General features: G+C 36.0%; 19 protein-coding genes and 2 pseudogenes. 6 read left to right on the forward strand and 15 right to left on the reverse strand.

Annotated features, from left to right (window positions below; genetic code table 11):
* Positions 1 to 476: 476 nt before the first annotated feature.
* The 3 genes and pseudogenes from RTR43_RS05765 to RTR43_RS05775 all read right to left on the reverse strand — a co-directional run.
* Positions 477 to 1,724 (reverse strand): TerD family protein, encoded by a 1,248-nt coding sequence (locus RTR43_RS05765; protein WP_312470340.1) that lies wholly within the window; start codon positions 1,722 to 1,724, stop codon positions 477 to 479.
* Positions 1,725 to 2,283: 559 nt separating this feature from the next.
* A complete protein-coding gene (locus RTR43_RS05770; protein WP_312470341.1) occupies positions 2,284 to 2,919 on the reverse strand; it encodes a YczE/YyaS/YitT family protein in 636 nt (211 codons plus the stop codon).
* Between the two features lie 32 nt (positions 2,920 to 2,951).
* Positions 2,952 to 3,086, reverse strand: a pseudogene (locus RTR43_RS05775) (hypothetical protein); the annotation flags it as partial.
* A 298-nt stretch (positions 3,087 to 3,384) separates the two neighbouring features.
* Between RTR43_RS05775 and RTR43_RS05780 the strand changes: the two are divergent.
* The gene (locus RTR43_RS05780; protein ID WP_312470342.1) at positions 3,385 to 3,828 is read left to right on the forward strand and encodes a GNAT family N-acetyltransferase; all 444 of its coding nucleotides are present in this window, start codon (positions 3,385 to 3,387) and stop codon (positions 3,826 to 3,828) included.
* A gap of 348 nt (positions 3,829 to 4,176) precedes the next feature.
* On the opposite strand, the gene RTR43_RS05785 is transcribed toward RTR43_RS05780, so the two are convergent.
* The 6 genes and pseudogenes from RTR43_RS05785 to RTR43_RS05810 form a co-directional block, all read right to left on the reverse strand.
* Positions 4,177 to 5,091: a hypothetical protein gene (locus RTR43_RS05785; protein WP_312470344.1), complete on the reverse strand. Its 915-nt coding sequence runs from the start codon at positions 5,089 to 5,091 to the stop codon at positions 4,177 to 4,179.
* 769 nt (positions 5,092 to 5,860) lie between these two features.
* Positions 5,861 to 6,865 carry an SPFH domain-containing protein gene (locus RTR43_RS05790; protein WP_312470345.1) on the reverse strand — a complete coding sequence of 335 codons (1,005 nt, stop codon included), beginning with the start codon at positions 6,863 to 6,865 and terminating at the stop codon, positions 5,861 to 5,863.
* Between the two features lie 78 nt (positions 6,866 to 6,943).
* Positions 6,944 to 7,858 carry a TPM domain-containing protein gene (locus RTR43_RS05795; protein ID WP_312470347.1) on the reverse strand — a complete coding sequence of 305 codons (915 nt, stop codon included), beginning with the start codon at positions 7,856 to 7,858 and terminating at the stop codon, positions 6,944 to 6,946.
* Entirely contained in the window at positions 7,855 to 8,883 is a 1,029-nt protein-coding gene (locus tag RTR43_RS05800) for a TFIIB-type zinc ribbon-containing protein (RefSeq protein WP_312470349.1), read from the reverse strand. Before RTR43_RS05800 ends, RTR43_RS05795 begins: the two co-directional genes overlap by 4 nt.
* A gap of 50 nt (positions 8,884 to 8,933) precedes the next feature.
* A pseudogene (locus tag RTR43_RS05805) lies at positions 8,934 to 9,408 on the reverse strand (PspA/IM30 family protein); the annotation flags it as partial.
* A 369-nt stretch (positions 9,409 to 9,777) separates the two neighbouring features.
* Positions 9,778 to 9,924, reverse strand: coding sequence for a hypothetical protein (locus RTR43_RS05810; protein WP_312470351.1), 147 nt, complete (start codon positions 9,922 to 9,924; stop codon positions 9,778 to 9,780).
* Positions 9,925 to 10,222: 298 nt separating this feature from the next.
* On the opposite strand from RTR43_RS05810, the gene RTR43_RS05815 reads away from it, so the two are divergent.
* Positions 10,223 to 11,194 (forward strand): TRM11 family SAM-dependent methyltransferase, encoded by a 972-nt coding sequence (locus tag RTR43_RS05815; RefSeq protein ID WP_312470352.1) that lies wholly within the window; start codon positions 10,223 to 10,225, stop codon positions 11,192 to 11,194.
* A gap of 338 nt (positions 11,195 to 11,532) precedes the next feature.
* Positions 11,533 to 11,916 (forward strand): hypothetical protein, encoded by a 384-nt coding sequence (locus RTR43_RS05820; protein WP_312470353.1) that lies wholly within the window; start codon positions 11,533 to 11,535, stop codon positions 11,914 to 11,916.
* A 4-nt stretch (positions 11,917 to 11,920) separates the two neighbouring features.
* Here RTR43_RS05820 and RTR43_RS05825 read toward each other — a convergent pair whose 3' ends face one another.
* Positions 11,921 to 12,421 carry a hypothetical protein gene (locus RTR43_RS05825; RefSeq protein WP_312470356.1) on the reverse strand — a complete coding sequence of 167 codons (501 nt, stop codon included), beginning with the start codon at positions 12,419 to 12,421 and terminating at the stop codon, positions 11,921 to 11,923.
* A gap of 373 nt (positions 12,422 to 12,794) precedes the next feature.
* On the opposite strand from RTR43_RS05825, the gene RTR43_RS05830 reads away from it, so the two are divergent.
* A complete protein-coding gene (locus RTR43_RS05830; RefSeq protein ID WP_312470358.1) occupies positions 12,795 to 12,995 on the forward strand; it encodes a hypothetical protein in 201 nt (66 codons plus the stop codon).
* A gap of 3 nt (positions 12,996 to 12,998) precedes the next feature.
* Positions 12,999 to 13,265, forward strand: coding sequence for a hypothetical protein (locus tag RTR43_RS05835; RefSeq protein ID WP_312470359.1), 267 nt, complete (start codon positions 12,999 to 13,001; stop codon positions 13,263 to 13,265).
* 92 nt (positions 13,266 to 13,357) lie between these two features.
* Here RTR43_RS05835 and RTR43_RS05840 read toward each other — a convergent pair whose 3' ends face one another.
* The 4 genes from RTR43_RS05840 to RTR43_RS05855 all read right to left on the reverse strand — a co-directional run bounded on the left by RTR43_RS05840 (position 13,358) and on the right by RTR43_RS05855 (position 15,869).
* Positions 13,358 to 13,606, reverse strand: coding sequence for a hypothetical protein (locus RTR43_RS05840; protein ID WP_312470361.1), 249 nt, complete (start codon positions 13,604 to 13,606; stop codon positions 13,358 to 13,360).
* Positions 13,607 to 13,825: 219 nt separating this feature from the next.
* Positions 13,826 to 14,791 carry an alpha/beta hydrolase gene (locus RTR43_RS05845; protein ID WP_312470363.1) on the reverse strand — a complete coding sequence of 322 codons (966 nt, stop codon included), beginning with the start codon at positions 14,789 to 14,791 and terminating at the stop codon, positions 13,826 to 13,828.
* Positions 14,792 to 14,818: 27 nt separating this feature from the next.
* On the reverse strand, positions 14,819 to 15,010 hold the full coding sequence (locus RTR43_RS05850) for a hypothetical protein (protein ID WP_312470364.1): 192 nt from the start codon (positions 15,008 to 15,010) through the stop codon (positions 14,819 to 14,821).
* 130 nt (positions 15,011 to 15,140) lie between these two features.
* Positions 15,141 to 15,869 carry a CPBP family intramembrane glutamic endopeptidase gene (locus tag RTR43_RS05855; RefSeq protein ID WP_312470365.1) on the reverse strand — a complete coding sequence of 243 codons (729 nt, stop codon included), beginning with the start codon at positions 15,867 to 15,869 and terminating at the stop codon, positions 15,141 to 15,143.
* A 96-nt stretch (positions 15,870 to 15,965) separates the two neighbouring features.
* On the opposite strand from RTR43_RS05855, the gene RTR43_RS05860 reads away from it, so the two are divergent.
* Positions 15,966 to 16,850, forward strand: coding sequence for a helix-turn-helix domain-containing protein (locus tag RTR43_RS05860; RefSeq protein ID WP_312470366.1), 885 nt, complete (start codon positions 15,966 to 15,968; stop codon positions 16,848 to 16,850).
* Positions 16,851 to 17,041: 191 nt separating this feature from the next.
* On the opposite strand, the gene RTR43_RS05865 is transcribed toward RTR43_RS05860, so the two are convergent.
* Entirely contained in the window at positions 17,042 to 17,383 is a 342-nt protein-coding gene (locus tag RTR43_RS05865; RefSeq protein ID WP_312470368.1) for a zinc ribbon domain-containing protein YjdM, read from the reverse strand.
* Positions 17,384 to 17,589: the final 206 nt, after the last annotated feature.

Here is a 17,589-nt window from a genome sequence, read left to right on the forward strand (position 1 = left end):
CCATCAACAAAAAATGGCTATCAAATTCATATACAATTTGATAGCCATTTTATATTACATTTTCAATGTTTGCGATAGGAAACGGAACCCGTTAAAATTGTATCCTTTCTCTTTTTCGCTTTATAATTCTACCTATTTAACTTATTTTTAATTTCATTTAACTTACTAATCTCAATTGTACATTCTAATTTTTGGTTTACCATCACTTGTGATACGGTTCTCCGTACCTACTAAAGAGACGGTTTTTGTTAGGTGCTGTGTACCCAGTATTAATCCTTATTCTGATTATTGATGTAATTTATACTTTCAGGAGAAAAAAAGAAGAATAAGCCTAATCAATAGCTGATAAAACCGAGCATTTTACTTTCACTTAGGTCAAGTACTCCCAGATAAAAAAAGGAAGCTAGACATGACATATAACGATTAAAGGTCTATCTGTCTAGCTATTTTATATTCAATTTTTATATAATTCTAGTCTACTTGTAATCATTTATTGGTCCTTTATCCATTATAACTTCTACCATATTTGAAGACCCCATCCTAAGTTTAGGTCTACGCTCTGAGTTTGGTGTACTATAAAGCTCTAATGGACTTATAATAACTCCATCTTGCGTATTATGAAGTATTCCGGGCACACAGGAATAAATTCTATCATTATTATTTGCATTCTTGGCGAATATGGTAACGGAGGTTCCATTATGATTGTCTATACTCATGGACACTTGGTATCTGTAGAATGAGCCTGTTCCATTTGACTGAGCAGAATACACCACAGGAACAACTGCGAGAATATCATCATTTAATCTTAATTTAATTACTTCTGTCTTAGTTGATTGATTATTTCTCCCAACATCCCCCATATGTTCCACTGCTCCGTTGCCAAAACTCCTGAGGGGAGGAGTTCTTTTCGCCCCAAACATGGCTACATCTATCTGCTTACCAGCCTTTGTATAGACCAAAGCATATATATCATAATCTGTCCCGGACTTCCAAGATACCGTAGCAGTAATCTCTGGTGTTTTATCAATAATAACTGGCTTTTGACCTTTGTCGAGACTTACCTTACCCTTTACCTTTTCAAGACTTATCGGTGACAACATATTTTGTCTATTATTATTTTCAGGAATAGTTAGAGTCTTTTCAGGTTCTTTTGGGATTTGTTTTTGAATAGTTTTAGGTTCAGATGGCTTGCTTTGCTCATCAAATTCAACCTCAACACCGTAATTTTCACACAACCCCTCAAGCCCAGAATCAAAACCGCGCCAGATTGATTTTACCTTTGTCTGACCATTCCTTAGATATAATTCTACTACTACAATTCCATTTTCATTTTTGAAACTAGAAGGGGTTAACTGGATAATATTATGATCAGTACATATTTCGGCCTTTAAATTCTTAACATTTGAAAACCCCGTGCTATTATCCTCTGTAAGAGTTATAGCTATTTTAGTAATACCTTCAGGGACTTTACTCATGTCAAAATTAATTTTATGTACTTTTGTATTACCCACTTGCTCAGATGGTAAAAGGGTAGCTACACCAGAAGAGCTCTGTGGTTGATTATAAAATATGATCCCGCTATCTCCTTGTACCTTGTCTGAATCAGTTAAAAGGAAAGCTGTTAAGGAAATATCTATCGAATTAGAAATTTCGTAGCTAACAGTAACATTACCTTTTGGAGAACTTAAAACTGTATTGGCTCCCATCTGAAGAAATTGATTCATTTAAACCACTCCCTACTCCTCTATCCATTTATGACCTAACAATTTTTTATAAATCACTACAAAATCCTCTTATAGCCTTTTGTAGATAGCTTATATCAGAATATGTTAAGGAACATCTATGAACCGTCGACTTCTATTTTCAGAACTATTTATGTTTTTTTATATAGAAATTTAGATATATAAGCTTCACTCCTAATTACTCATATTTTATTACATCATATTATTTTTAAGAAAGTGCCAAGAGACTATGTGATAATGCAGATATTATGCTTATCGATGGAATATTATAAGGTTTTACTTTAGGGTTAAATAATTCATTTCATGATCAACTTGGTAATTTTTCAAACAATTTACTGCTACAAAAATTGCACCAAATAGATTATTTTTCTTAGTATTCATATTTCTTTCGTTAATTTGTTAACTCTTATAATAACTTTATTTCATAATAGGAGAGGTAAAAACTATTTTTAAATCTTATTCATTTCTATTATATATCTTTAATATTCAATACCAAGAATGAAGGGATACTCCTAAATCATGTTTATTTATTTTCCATTGTCTACATATGTGTTAGCAGGCGATCCTTTTGGTCAAGGAAATATGCCATCAATTTCTTACATTGAGGAATAGAAAATCCTAAAATTGGACCTAATCCAAACGCAATAAACACTGTTCCAATTCCAACAGGCCCACCTAACGTCCAACCAAGAAGAAAAACGAGTACTTCAATTCCATTTCTGACCAACGGGATACTCCAACCCGTTCTTTCAACAATTAATAACATAAAGCTGTCTCTAGGGCCTGCTCCAAAATCAGCAGAAACATATAATCCAATACCGTACCCAATTAAAACAGACCCTATGATAAAGGCAATAGTTGCTCCTGCTAAACTATCAATGCTAGGTAACATCCAATTAAAAAGATCAATAAATAATCCTAAAAACAACATATTCAGAAAGGACCCTATTTTGGGCCATGCCTTATTGAAAATTGAACTGATCAACAAAAGTAAAAATCCACTTATTATCGACCAAGTTCCAATAGTAAAGCCAAATTTAGTAAATAGACCATAATGAAAAACATCCCATGGTCCAATCCCTAAATGCTTTCCTTCAATTGTTAAAGATATGCCAAATGCTAACACCATTAATCCAAAAATAAAAAAAGACCAGCGTAGAATCCATTCCTTTTTCATAACTGCTCCTCAATCTTATATCTTATTTTTTATTAATATAACATTAAATTTGGACAGAATTTGTAATCTATATTTTCTGAAATATATCTCAAAAAGATATATTTGGTTGAGGTTAAGGTGGACAAACCCATTGGTCCACGAGCATGGAGTTTTTGTGTACTTATTCCTCTCTTTATTAATAGTTGCATAACTTAATAGAAGCGAATAAAATTTTAATTAAATACCAAAAAGTGGATTTCATACTCCCTTCTTCGGGCCTTGATTCAATCGAATAAATTGATTTGGAAGGGATAGACTTTTTGGAAAAAAGTTAGTGCGGTATGAAATCATCAAATTTGTTTCATCCAAAAGGAGTGAGGAATATTGAGAAGTATATTATAAAGTGAGTTCAATAGTTTATATATTCTTTAGCCATCCCTTTAATTGTTGAATGAATGTATATTATTATGAAAGGAAAAATAAAGAATGCTTCATTTAAAAACTATTACAAAGGACAATTGGCTGAAGGCTATTTCGCTGCGTGTCCGGGAAGATCAAGTGAAGTTCGTAGCATCCAATGCAGTATCACTGGCCCAGTTAAATTTCCTTGAAAATTTCTATGCAAAAGGAATCTATCTTGGCGAGGAAATGATTGGTTTCACGCTCTATGGAATTGATGAAGACGACCATGAGTACTGGATTTATCGCATAATGATTGATCAAAAACATCAAGGAAAAGGATATGGATTGAAGGCGATGAAACTTGTAATAGACGATATTAGGATTATGAAAGAGGATCGCCATCAAACCATCACACTTTCTTATGTGCCTACTAACGAACACGCAAAACGCGTCTACGAAAAAATTGGTTTCCAAGAAATAGACGGGCTTATTATCGGAGACGAACAAGTATCACGCTTTACGTTCTAACATTAAAAAGCTGATGAAGGCAATATATAGCCATGTCAGCTTTTTCTTTTTGAAGATATAAAATTCCTTCATTTGTTAGGTTATCTAAAAAAATCATTAATAAGAATGATATATCTAAGTTTAGATCATTAATAAATTTCACCTAAAATTCAAGGAGGAAAACATTAAATTAACTTTATATAGTTTTATTAAAAATGAACTCATTTACTTTATGATACGGTTCACCGTAATGTATCTAAATGAGGTTTATAGTGTTTATAAAAAGTATTTTTTATATTTCCCCTTAACAATAATTTCATTAATATCAATACTATTGCTTGATTCGGTCATAAAATTGTTTATTTTGTTTTAATTATTAAGAGCCTGATTCAATTGGCTTCTAATTCCATTAAAATGTTTGGTTAGAAAAGGCGAAACATGGCCAATTTCGGATACGGCTTCAAGCAGTGCAAAGGTGTGCCCACCCCATGGACCCTTTGGATCAAATACTTGCCTCCCAATTCTTATGCCCGTTGCTTCGACATGGCTCTCCAGTCGTTGCACACCTTTACGAAGTAGGTCGGTTGGTAGCGGCTTATTCCTGCGACGTGACCATTCCACCAAGAAGGACATACCCCGTAGTATATCGTATTCAAAAAACCTTGGAAAACAAGGCTTTAGCCATTCCTTATCGATGATGTCTCCAGTTTGTTTAGAACATACCAGACGATGTTCAATCAAATAACGTGCGCCTTGATCCAAGAAAAAAGCTTCCTTTTCAGTGAAATCACGGTTCGTATACCATAAAATTGCCTCAAGAGGAGGTAGTGTCGAAATGATTGAACTCTTATTAGAATGAGTATAAGCATCGGGGTCGCAGTTCAACCCACCATCGGATAGCTGATGCTTTAATAACCATTCTCGAATCCAAGGCAGTTCCTTGTCCAAATCACAGCCATAGTCCATCAAAATCATATAGTATACTGCAAGCTCACAGTGGCAGCAATCCATCTTCATATTATCGATTTCAGTTGTTGGATGGTCTTCGGCGGATTTAATGAAGATGGGCCAGGTTTGAGCTTCGAGTATATATTTAGCTTTCACAATAGCTGATTCAGGAATTTGTTTTACTTCCCCCATCTCATAAAGAGCTGCCATATGCCACCAGAGTCCATCCCATTTTCTACGGCTATTTCCGATTCGTTCAATGGGCAAATCCGGATAAGATTCAAGAAATTTAATAGAGTCTCCAATAGCATGTTGAATAGTTTTATTAGTTTCCACTTCGATAACCCCCATATGTATATCTTAGCAAATAGATTGATAGTTGTATTTTCAACGTCCGCTGTGTAGTAACAAGAGAAATGCGTTTGTCTCATAAGTATACTGAGCAATATGCAATAGCACTAGATAATTATGGTAAATCATTAAATTGATTTTTGGATTCAATTGAGTTATTTAGAGGGCAAGGAAGAATATTTATCAGCTAATTCAAAAGACATTATGAAAAAAATATTAAAAATTTTTTTGAGGTCAATAAACAAGCCAAAAATATTCAAGTTTTTTTCATAACTTGTTATTTTTGGCTTGTATTTTCTTTAAAGAAAAAAACCTCATTTACTTATGATACGGTTCACCGTGATGTAAGTGAGGTTTTAAATCTAATTGAATATTTGTTGTGTTTTTAATAAATACGATGCTATTTATGCTCTGGTATATCCAACAGTAAAAAGCACAAGCATAGATACCTACGCTTATGCTTTGTTCCTACTTTTCTGCTGCATAACTAATTTTTATCCGTTTACTTTCAACTTTCCCAGGGGAAGTGACTGATAAATAAATATTGTCCTTTTTTTTCCAAGTTGTTTTAATCTAATAGTAAGAGATGTAGAGGTACTTGCACCCACTTGGTACATTGGGACAATAGAACTATCCCATCGAATAACCGTATTTATTTGTAATAAGGTTCTCCTAAAAGGAAAGGGAAGCTAAATCCCCTTCCTTTTTGAGTGGAACCACTTAGAAATTGAATGGTAAGTAGACCCTACCCCATTTAAATGAGTTTTTGCCCACAGTTAGAACAGAAGTTGGCTACGCCTGTTTTTGTACCGCAATTCGGGCAAAAATTTGGTCTCTTTTGATCGCCGGCCAGTGGTTGTGCAGGAGGTTGCGTACTTTGAGATGATACGGGTTGATTTTGGGAATTTTGATTCATTTGATTCATTTGATTCATCATTTGTCCCGCGATATTCATTCCCATCATCATCCCGGCCATATCGGATGCTGCTCCACCTCCGCTCATTTTTCCAGAAGCCATGCCATCTGTTAAGGAGATTTGCTGGTACCTGCCAACATCACTCACCATTCCGTGTGATGCATTTTTGGTAATCATATCTTGAATCTCTTTTGGATAGCTGAAGCTCATCACCGTAAATCCACTGATCGTAATGCCGCTCTTAATCATCTGCATATCTAAATCCTCTTGAATGCCTTTAGAAATGTCGAAGGAGTTGGCCTGAAGATTGAACATATCCTTTCCTTCCCTTGTAATCCATTTCATCAGGAGCTGATCGAGGACGGATGTGATGCGAATTTTGACATCCTCCACTACATACTGATCCTTCACACCGGCAATTTGATCAATTAATGCAATATAATCATGTACTTTAAAATTAAACGTTCCATTTGCGCGAATCGGCATTCCGCCTGGGAGTCCCAGTGTCGGGATATTAATGGCATTTTGTGTTCCCCATTTCACAACAAACTCTTTCGTGTTCACAAACAGCACTTCAACCCGCATACCGCTATTGAATCCAAACTTGAATCCCTTTAAGGTCGATAAGAAGGGGATGATTTGCGATTCGATATCATACTCACCTTCATCACGAAATACCCCTTCGATTTTTCCATTGTTAAAAAAAATCGCATCTTGACCAGGCCGTATGATCAATCTGCTCCCCTTTTTGATTTCGCGGTTGCTCCATTTATAGAAAATCATATCATCTCTAAATTCTTGCCATTCTACTACATTTGCAAATTGGTTTTTAAAAAAAGACATCGATCATCTGCTCCCTTCCACTTTTATCAGAATTTATATCAACTTATCTTTGAGAATTGTCTAGCGCAAGCGCCCTAGCTAAAACTTGCCACTGCTTCCGCTATGTGAGTGACCACCACTCGTGATTCCGCCACCGCTGCCACCTCCACCACTATGCGTATTGTTGTTTGACGGCTTTCTTTGTTTCGTCACTGTTTGTCTGACAAAGTTATCATACTGGCTAATCACTTTTGATTGATTGCTATCAATATAAGTTTGCGCATTTACCGTTACCCTTCCACCTGAGCGAAAGGCGATAATTGTTACAATGACTCCAGCCACGGTTATCGCAGCAATTAATTGGAACCACCATTTAAAAAGGATATTTTCTGGATTGACACTCGGTTCATTGCCCGAATACTCTCCAGGGCCGTCACCCGGATCATAGCCCGTGTACCCTCCCGTTCCACCACCCGGATCATACCCCTTGGACTCTTCCGGACCATTACCTGGCTCATAGCCCATATACTCATGAGTAGTATTTAAAAATGCCGAAAATGCTTGAAAGTAATTACCAGCTGATAGATCAGGGGTAATATGATCACGAATAGAATTCAGCCGCCCATCATCCAAATACTGCTCTGCTTTTTTAAATCCTGCCAAATACACATCCCGTTCCTGCATATCGATAGTTAATATCGCGGTATTTCCATGCGGTTGGTCATATCCAGGAGCATGCTCATCATAGAAATCCTCTACATATTGTTTGATTTCCTTTCCATCCGTTCCATTTACCGTGATAATGATAAAAGCAGTATCTCTTTCCTCTCCCAGTTTACTTGATAAAGCTTGAAGTTCTGCCACTTCTTGATCCGTTAGCACCTCAGCATAATCATAAATATAATGATTTCGATCAAATGTTTCAGCTTTAGCCCGTATCCCCAAAGGTAGGAGGAGCAACAGAGCCATGAATAAGAAAAGGAAACCTTGCTTTTGCATACGAATTCCACTCACCAAAAGCCACCTCCCAATAGATAGGAGACACATTTTAAGGCAAGGAAGGTACCAGCTGCTATACCACTAAACCAAGTAGCCACCTTACCAGTACTAATCGGCGGTTTGCCGACAATTTTTCCCGTCTGTCCATTCATCGCAAACGTATACTCTGAATGGTTATAATCATAGCTGACCATCCATACAGGCAGTAAAACATAATCGCTGTTCATGTTTCTCGTATCAATGTGTTTATTTTTATAATTTACTGAATGATATCCTGTTAATGTCGAAGAAATATAGGACTCAATATATCCGCTGATTTTATCTTTCGCCCTTGGGAGCAGTTCTCCATCTGTATAATTGTATTTCTCGGCAATATATCCCGCTAAATAAGGGGTTTTAAAATCTTTTAGTTGGTCATATGGGTATGGTTCCAATTTATCCATTAATTCATCATTCATCTTTTCTGATGCATCAACCGGGACCTTGACATACTCTAGGTTGATATCGCGAAAGGCATCATAGTAATTTGTTTCCGTATAAATATAATCTCCCTGTGTATAGGTTCTGACCTTTGTACATTCTGCATTTACTTGCACCTTACTATTTAAATCAAATAACCAAAATGGAATATACATCCCTGTTATACTCTTGATCCGGTCGGCCGTCATGAAGCCTTTCGGGGTCAGAAGCCCTTTTCTACACCATTTTTGAAATGCTTTTATGGCCTCTTCCTTACTAATGGTAAAAGGAATGACCTTTTGTGGTGCAAGATGACCTGATAATCGATCGGCAATGACTACACCCGCTCCGCAGAAACCACAACTTGTTGCGGCTGTCTCAGCTGTTGTAATGAGAACAGCTCCACAATTCTCACAATGGTACTCATTCGCCTCATCTTCTGAAAATGAAGCCGTCCTCAACTCTTCAGGATAATTTTCGATATTTTCGTGTTTGCCACAGCTTTGACAAGATAATTCGCCTGATTCAGGATCAAAGCTCATATCACTCCCACAGCTTGGGCATTTATATTGAAGGATCAATACTTATCACCTCTTTTTTATCAAGCAAATGTTATAGTTTAATAGCAGTTAGATGCCTTAATCCTATTCATTCGTTCCTGTCTCTTTGCCACAGACCGTTTCGTTTTCACTAAATTTCTCCGTGCTGATTAATTCACTTATATCTGCGACAAGTTTATCATGCATTTGTTTTATTTTTTGTGAGTTTGATAGAGCCATTTGATAATAGGCTTGCAAGTAGGATAACTGTGCTTCCAATGGCGCCTTCTTCTCTCGGAACTCCCTTGCATCTCCTTCGTTACCTGCTTCTAATGCCTTGTGGCAATAGCGTTCCATTTTTCCAATCTCATCTTGGCACTCATTTAGTACTCGTTTTGATCGCTGCTCTTCTGCCATCACGGATGCCGTTTCCGACTTTACCTTCGCTAAATCCTTGTTAAGGTTTCTAACAATCTGATCCAGCATTTTATCCGGATCTTCCTCCTTATCCAATAAAGAGTTGATATTGCCTGCCATAATATCCTTAAATCTCGACATCATACTCATACAATCCCAATCCTCCCTTAAAGAAAACATTACTACAGTATACTGTCATATTTAAAAAAAAGTTTCATTTTTTGCTAGAACATTTATGGGGAGGGGAATTTAAAAACTAAAACGAATAGGATAAGAAGGGCATTGGTATAGTAGTCAATTGCCCAGGTTTCTTTTGAAAAAGGAGAGAAATGTAGTTGTTGTTGGAAATCCATGTCGTGTATTAAGGAAAATAACTGAACGTGATAAAGAGTATTATTATAAAATAGAAGAGTTGAATATTATAGGGAAGGTTCTCTTGTTTAAAGGTAAATAAGAGAACCTTCCCTTTTTTCCACATCAATGCCTTAAGTGAGTCTACTTTTTTGGTTGGTCAAGTGCTTAGTAAGATAACTGGTACTTTCCCCCGTCAGCAACTTCTGAATGATACAAAGCCTTGAGGGCATTGTTTTTTTCAAGGCAGTGTTCTACCTTCAATTCTTTATTATCCTTAATTAGCTGATGCATTTGCGATTTTTTATACTTCAAAATATTTAACTCCTTTCAGAACCCGATTTGTTCCCCAAGTAAAGCATAAATGATTGTGTGTTTTTGACACATGGTCATTTTAATCATACAAGCGGGCTTTCAAAGTTAGTGGAACATAAAATCGGTGCCCCCCTGCCTACGACTGGACAGTTTTCTACAATTCTATTAGAAAAAATGCGTTATTTTGTACGGCAAACCATTTCCAATTATAGGTAACTTCTAATGATACCTCTTTTCTTGGTATAATAGATAATGTTTTTTAGATAACACTTGAGGTGAAGATGAAATAGAAAAATTAATGTTTGATAATGTATTGGATTTTACTCCACAAAAAGGAACAACCTATATATATACTTATGCCTGCTCTGAGGATGAACGCTCTTTGTGTGCTTTGGAAATGCGCTCATTATTCGGCAAGGTGTCTCATTCTAACGTCTTGGAAAGCTTCGTAAAAGTTGATCCAAGTCGAAGCCCTTTTATTAAAGAAAGAATTGGTGTGATATATGAAGCAGAAAGCCTGGCCGATCTTTGTCAGCAGGTAGAAGCTTTACAACTAAGCGGAGCAACGTTTAAAGTAACTTATGTAAAAAATAATGGTCAGACTAAAAGTGAAAACGAAGGATTCGAGAAACGACGTGCAATTGAACGAGAGATTGGTTTACATGTCAATGGCAAAGCAGACCTTCGTCACCCAGATCGATTGTTTGGCGTGATGCATGTAAACGGAAGATGGGTATTCGGTGAGCATGTGAAAAGTGAGGCGGTTTGGTTTCTACATCAAAAGAAGCCAAATGGTTACTCCACTGCGCTTAACACACGTGTTGCTAGAGCGGTAGTAAATATCGCCATTCCCAATCCAACCGGGATTAAGGCAATTGATCCTTGCTGTGGAATTGGAACCGTCCTGGTTGAAGCTAGGTCAATGGGCATTGATATCGTCGGAAGCGACCGAAATCGGCTGATCCTCCCTGGAGCACGAGAAAACATGGCACACTTTGGTCTTATTGGAGAAATAAACTTAGCAGATATTCGCGATATCACCAATCATTATGATGTAGCCATTATAGATTTGCCTTATAATTTGTGTTCGGTAATAACTCCAGAAGAACAGCTGGAAATACTCCAAAGTGCACGTGTGTTCGCAGACAAAGTGGTCGTGGTGACCGTTGAACCCGTCGATGAAATCCTAATAAAAGCAGGTTTTTCGATTATTGACCGAGCTGTTGCTAAAAAAGGATTATTTATTCGAGAAGTGATTGTATGTAATTAATCTGAACTCCATTTAGAGCCAATTCTCTTTTGATATAAAGCAATGTGGTAAAAGGTAAGTTTTACGGAAATAGAGGAACGTATGAATAAGGAGTCGATTTATAGAAGTGGTGCCTGACCCCCAACGTGTTAAAGCTTTAACGCATCGGGGGTCAGGCACTAGTATTCTATCAGGCGGTGTCAGGCACCGGAATATGTCTACTATCCACCGCATAAATTAAAAAAAGGTGTCTTATGCAAAACGAAAAATGCAGCCTATACATAATCATGCAAAAAGCGGAAAATGGATGGACTCCTATTGATTTCAAGTTCCCCAATTTATCCGTTTGGAGGGAGTTTATGTTTAAATTTTTTTCTTTTAAAAAGAAACAGATGGAAAAAGAAAATAAAATAGACTCTCTTCTTCTCAATAAATTAGATCGAATTATTGAACTGCTTGAGCAAAAACAAAAGGAGGAGAATGGAAAAAACATTCAATTTGATCATGTCCAAATTGATTATTTAGAAAACATTATTTTCCGACTGGACAATCTAGAAATTGACGAGTTGAGCGGAAAACTTATTATTGGAAATAATATTGGAAGCACGGAAGACCTTTCCCACCCTTACATTTTAAAAATGGACAAAGAAAAGGCGAAACAAGAAACAATGTCAGAAACTAACACACCAACTCAAAAAAAAATAACCAAAACAGCAAAAGGTTATCGTTTCAGTAATCATTGAATTTTCATCTTAAATTAGCAATCTTGATATCTTGATCTTCCATTATGGCATCTATAAAATCTTGATCATTGTTTGTATTTAAATTATTCAACAATTGATTTTGATTTCCAAATACAGCACCTTGTGAATAATTCACTTTTTCATTTCCGTCCATCCCCGTCACATGAGAATTCCCAAGGAATACAGAGCTATTTTGCTGCATCGAATTGACATTTACTGATCCAAGCGTGATACTCGAAGCATCTTCCTTACTAGGATTCTCAAATGAAATATTAATATCACGGTCATCAATGGGAGTATCGATAAAATCAGGATCATTTAAAATAGAGATATTGTAAAAAAGAAGATTAGACTGACCACTAATCCCCCCAATCACATTATTTTCTTTGCCATGGGTACTCCAGCCGATGGCATTATTTTCTTCCCCTATAAAAATGCCAGATTGCCTTTGCATGGTTTGGACATTGATATCTCCGATAAAATTAAATTGTGACGAATTTTTCATATCCTGATCACCACGTTTCCGTTAAGATCTTGTTCATGTATCGTTCCTATACACCTTTCCTTCTATTTAATGTACCTTATGTGTTTGGATTTAGGATGGTGACGATTGCCTAAGAAATAGCAAAGAAAGGTGTCAAACGCCCAAATCATTGAATAAGCTACTAAGAAAAGCGCAAGCGCCCTGGTCAGCGGCGTATGGCCTGGAGCACTCCAACTGAGATAAAGGAAACACGGAAAGCGGAGCGATCCGATGTTGACTTATCGTAGGGCGGAGTGCGAAGGACACTTGCCGCTAGGGCGCTGGAGCTGGACATTTCTCAAAGTCCGATGATATAAATTCTGATATTTTAAAGAAAGGAAAGGAGATCCTGCATATGATTGAAATGACATTCGGAAATATTACCGTAGACCAACTGAAAACAGCTGCCGGTATTTTCATTGGTGAAAAAAACCGACACAAACATTTTTCTTGTGAAACGACGATAAACGAAGCAGTTGGAACCTTGTCTGGAAATGAAAATAAGTTAACCTATAATTGTTGGGTGAAAAACAAAGAAACATGGGAGGCTGAATAATTCGTGTCTTCCCCCATTTTATCCCCGACCTTTCATATCGGGACCATCAAAATTGGGACCATTGAAGAGGCTTCTTGCTTTAGTATAGGAAACAATTTTATCGAAGACTTCAAGAGCAGAAAAAAACATAACCAGGGCTTAGGGAATATCCACGGAGATCAGAACACCTTTGATCATGCTACTGCCTCATTAACCAATTACGAGCGCGTCCCGAAGAAAAAGAAAGGAATCAAACAAGAACAAATGGAAGAAATGGCCCAACAAAAATAAACAACAAACCCCAGTTAAAATAAGGGTTTGTTGTTTTTTTCTTCATTCCAGAACGGGGCAAAAGAAATATTTTGGGGAATATCGCTTAAATATTATATATTCGCACCAAAATTTGGTTTAATATCATTGTCAAAGATTGCCCCGTCTATGACCTCAAAGCTATCTAAATTATTGACTAAGTTTCCGGCCTGCACATTTCCAAATCCATAAATACCCCCAAAGCCTAAATTATATTTTCTATTGGCGTCCATCCCGGTAACAATTGATTCACCAATAAAGATTGCTGAGCTGGGCTGTGGAGAGTTAACATTAAATATTCCTAAATTAATGACTGAAGGCACTCCATAGTCCTCCCCTTCTTTCTCATCTTTTCTGTAATCCATCTTATGTTTTATATTTACTTCTGTGAACGCGGGGACTTTGGACAGCTTTCTTTCACTTTTTTTTCAGGTTTGGGTTCCACCACGCCCCTGCCGTTTGTTACCTCCGGGGTCAGGCACCTATTAATGGAAACTCTCTATGATGAATTATCCCTCAAAAACAAATTTACTTCTGGTCAATTAACCAAACTCTCTGCAAGTCACCTTTTGTTGTTTATCAAGTTGCTGATCTAACCAGTCGACTAAATCGCTTAAAGACTTCTCTTTTCCTACTTCATCAAACGGACGATGCCTAGCTGAAGGGTATTCATATAGCTGTTTATCCTGTGAGGAAACAAGGGTAAAGAAGTGGCGCAGCTTTGTTGGGGGAGTAATTTTATCATCCAAGCCGTATTGTAATAATATTGGCAGGGTAATCGACGGTGCTTTATTCACTACCCGTGAAATAGTTTGGATTAAGCTGCGTCCTAAACCAGGGGTCACGATATTGTGACGTAAACTGTCAGATTCGTATTTAGCTCGCATCACTGATTTTTTCTTTAGCAATCGAATCCTGCCCGGTTTTTTGATACTATAGTCTGGTTTAACCTTACCCATTAGGCTTATACCTAACTGCTCAAATGGTGTTATTTCATAAGAGATGGCAGGAGAAATCGCCATAATTCCTGAAATTCCCGCACTATGTTCCAATGCATACTCGAGAGTAATCAGGCCGCCAATGCTATGTCCGACGATATACAAGGGCAATTCGGGCTGATCGAGAGAAACGAGCTTTCGAAACTCATGTAAATCTCCTCTAAATTCACCCCAAGACTGTATATATCCCCTTTTCCCAGCGCTTTTTCCATGACCACGCAAATCAAAGGCATAAACAATATATTCTTTATCCACCAGGCTTGCACTAATATTTTGTAGCCCTCCGCTGTGGTCCCCATGTCCGTGCACTACTATAACTGCTGCTTTTGGAGCCGTTAATGGTTCGATCACTCGAAAAAATAGCTCTATTCCATCGACACCATTAAATGTCCCTTCTGTTATCATTCCAAGTAATCCTCCTGATGCTAACAATCGTAAATAATATTTTTGTCCTTCCCTAAAATACTTTCCTGCGTAGAAAGCGTATACGTTCATTTTAGTATAAATCAAGGTTTCACCTCAAAGCCTTAAGTAAGTCTACTTTTTGGGCTGGTCAAGTGCTTGGTAAGCTAACTGGTACTTTCCCCCGTCAGCAACTTCTGAATGGTACAAAGCTTTGAGGGCATTGTTTTTTTCAAGGCCATGTTCTGCCTTCAACTCTTTTAAGCGTGTATGCAATTCTTTATTATCCTTGATTAGCTGTAGCATCTGCGACTTCATATACTTCAAAATATTTAACTCCTTTCAGAATCCAAATCAGTTCCCCAAGTATAGCATTAATAAACTTTATTTTAAAAAATCTTTATAGTGAAAAGCGTACGTCACGAATATAATACTCTTGCCTATATCATGATTTTTGTTAAGCCTGATTATATTTTTTTCGAATAATAGCAAGCACTAATATACAAAAGACATAAAGAATAGATAAAACAATTACAGTGTAAACATTTCTCTCAAGTGAAACTTGATTAGAGATACTTGCAAAGATATTAAAGAACGTGTGGGCTAAAATCACTATCAATATCTTTTTAGTTAAGAAATAAATTAAAGCAAAAATAATACCTAGCAAAAAAGCATTTACTACTTGAAGAATGACTAGGATTGAACCAGTCTCTGGATTAATGGCACTTGCACTGTGCAAAAGGCAAAAAACAAGAGAAGAAAATAAAACATACAAAACTGGACTTTTATCTTTTAATTTCAGGTAAAAGATCCCCCGAAAAAGTAGTTCCTCTGTATATCCAACTAAAATCATCTGCACGACGGTTAGCAGAAATACTGATAAAGAAATATTTAAGTTTATTCCTAACATAATTGGTTGAACTAATACAATAACCCCCAACATGATAAAAATACGATAGTCAATATTTTTTAGAGAGAATCCTAATTTCTTAAGCGGCATATCGCTCTTAATAATTTGTCTTGTAAAGAAGACTGCCATGAGAGAAAAAGCAAGAATTTGAAATAGTATCATACCTTTCTCGCTGACATTAGAGATCACAGATAATGCGGAAAAGAATGAAACTGTAAAAGTCAAGAATACGCTATACAGAATAAGCACCAAGTAAGAATTTTTTTTAATCATCATGAACCCTCCAACACTTAATTTTCTCTAATTTATCATAGAGATTAAAACTTTTATTTGTTAAAATTCCTGTATACAGGAATTTAGGAGGGAGAAATCATGTATGGAGCCACAATGAAGAATTTAAGAAAACAAAAGGGGCTAACTCAAAAAGAGATTTATACTGGTGTAGTGTCAAAATCGTTTTATAGTGATTTTGAAGCAGACAAATACTCTGTTAGTGTGGACAAGTTTCAAGGACTTCTCCAAAACTTAAATATATCTTTTGAAGAATTTCTATACTTCCATAACCAGATGGATATATCTGATACTCAGAAACTAGAAAAAGATATTGATGATTATTACAAACAAGGTAAATTTGAGGAATTGTTTAGTATTTATCAAGAATATTACACAAGTAGTATTAGAGAGGTTCGTTACTTAGCCTCAAAAGCTTATCTTTTAGTATTGATTACAAATAGTAACTTTTACAACTTTTCTAGAGATCCTTTTAATGAAATAATTTCAAATTTAGAAATTACCAAATATTGGACATTAAATGAAATTAAACTAGCTAAGCTAGTTCTGCTTTCGATACCAGAGAAAGAAATGGCAGAATCCTTCAAGCTTTATAAAAAGATATCAGAAGAATTGTCAAAGTATATGAACTTTAGTGATATGGTCTATCAAAAAGAACTAGCCGATTTGTATTTCAATAGAATCCAAAGTCTGCTAGTCCTAAACAATATATCTGAAGCGGAAAAGGTATTCCAAGATTACTCAAATTTGATGAATGGAATTGACGATCTTAATCTATTCATTCAATTTCATTTCATAGAGATTTTACTTGGTCTATACTTAGATTATTTTGTTTCCAAGGAAGAGATAGATAGTTTCTTACGAAGAATTGATAACGTTCCAGTATCTGAATGCCATTTTTATAAGATTATTTTTCAAATCCATAACGAAAAAGCAAAGAATTACTTCTTACGTTATCAGAAATAAATTTGATCTTTAAAGTCTTTTAAAATCGTTCTATTGTTGCGACAAAGTCCACGTTAACCTCTCTGGATAAGATTTAACTTGATATATTAAATTATTGTTGAACAAAGGATACCAATAAAAAATAAGCGTCAATCGCTTGACTAAAAGTTAGATTTTTCACTAGCTTTCAGTTCTGTTGATTATTCCTGCATTTATACCTTTTTAACAAATTCAGATTTTAATTTCATAGCGCCAAAACCATCAATTTTGCAATCAATATTATGATCCCCATCAACTAAACGAATATTTTTAACTTTCGTACCTACTTTTAAGACTGATGAACTTCCTTTTACTTTCAGGTCCTTGATTACTGATACAGAATCACCATCGGTTAAAACATTTCCATTTGCATCTTTAATTATCTGTTGTTCTTCATTATTTTCATTTTCTAATTCTATAGTCCACTCATGAGCACATTCTGGGCAAACAAAAAGTCGTCCATCCTCATAGGTGTATTCTGAATTACATTTTGGACAATTTGGCAAATTTGACATAACATTATTTCCTCCATTCGTTCCTGTAAATTCCAAAATTTAAGAATTTATTTTCAATTTCCTTTTTACACCTTCGTAAGAATATCGATAGCAAACTGGAAACTTAATAAAGATTTCTTTATATCCTCCTATATTGTCATAGTCTTCTTATATCGGCAATCCCCACTAGAAATTCCATTATAATCTTTTGACCTACTCTTTATTTT

The organism is Neobacillus sp. (genome assembly GCF_031988165.1).
GTDB lineage: Bacteria > Bacillota > Bacilli > Bacillales > Cytobacillaceae > Neobacillus > Neobacillus rhizosphaerae.

Bases quoted from the DNA above. Each gene is read 5' to 3' on its own strand.
- RTR43_RS05765 (WP_312470340.1), bottom strand. From the start codon at position 1,724: ATGAATCAATTTCTTCAGATGGGAGCCAATACAGTTTTAAGTTCTCCA.
- RTR43_RS05770 (WP_312470341.1), bottom strand. From the start codon at position 2,919: ATGAAAAAGGAATGGATTCTACGCTGGTCTTTTTTTATTTTTGGATTA.
- RTR43_RS05780 (WP_312470342.1), top strand. From the start codon at position 3,385: ATGCTTCATTTAAAAACTATTACAAAGGACAATTGGCTGAAGGCTATT.
- RTR43_RS05790 (WP_312470345.1), bottom strand. From the start codon at position 6,865: ATGTCTTTTTTTAAAAACCAATTTGCAAATGTAGTAGAATGGCAAGAA.
- RTR43_RS05815 (WP_312470352.1), top strand. From the start codon at position 10,223: ATGTTTGATAATGTATTGGATTTTACTCCACAAAAAGGAACAACCTAT.
- RTR43_RS05820 (WP_312470353.1), top strand. From the start codon at position 11,533: ATGTTTAAATTTTTTTCTTTTAAAAAGAAACAGATGGAAAAAGAAAAT.
- RTR43_RS05825 (WP_312470356.1), bottom strand. From the start codon at position 12,421: ATGAAAAATTCGTCACAATTTAATTTTATCGGAGATATCAATGTCCAA.
- RTR43_RS05830 (WP_312470358.1), top strand. From the start codon at position 12,795: ATGATTGAAATGACATTCGGAAATATTACCGTAGACCAACTGAAAACA.
- RTR43_RS05855 (WP_312470365.1), bottom strand. From the start codon at position 15,869: ATGATGATTAAAAAAAATTCTTACTTGGTGCTTATTCTGTATAGCGTA.
- RTR43_RS05860 (WP_312470366.1), top strand. From the start codon at position 15,966: ATGTATGGAGCCACAATGAAGAATTTAAGAAAACAAAAGGGGCTAACT.
- RTR43_RS05865 (WP_312470368.1), bottom strand. From the start codon at position 17,383: ATGTCAAATTTGCCAAATTGTCCAAAATGTAATTCAGAATACACCTAT.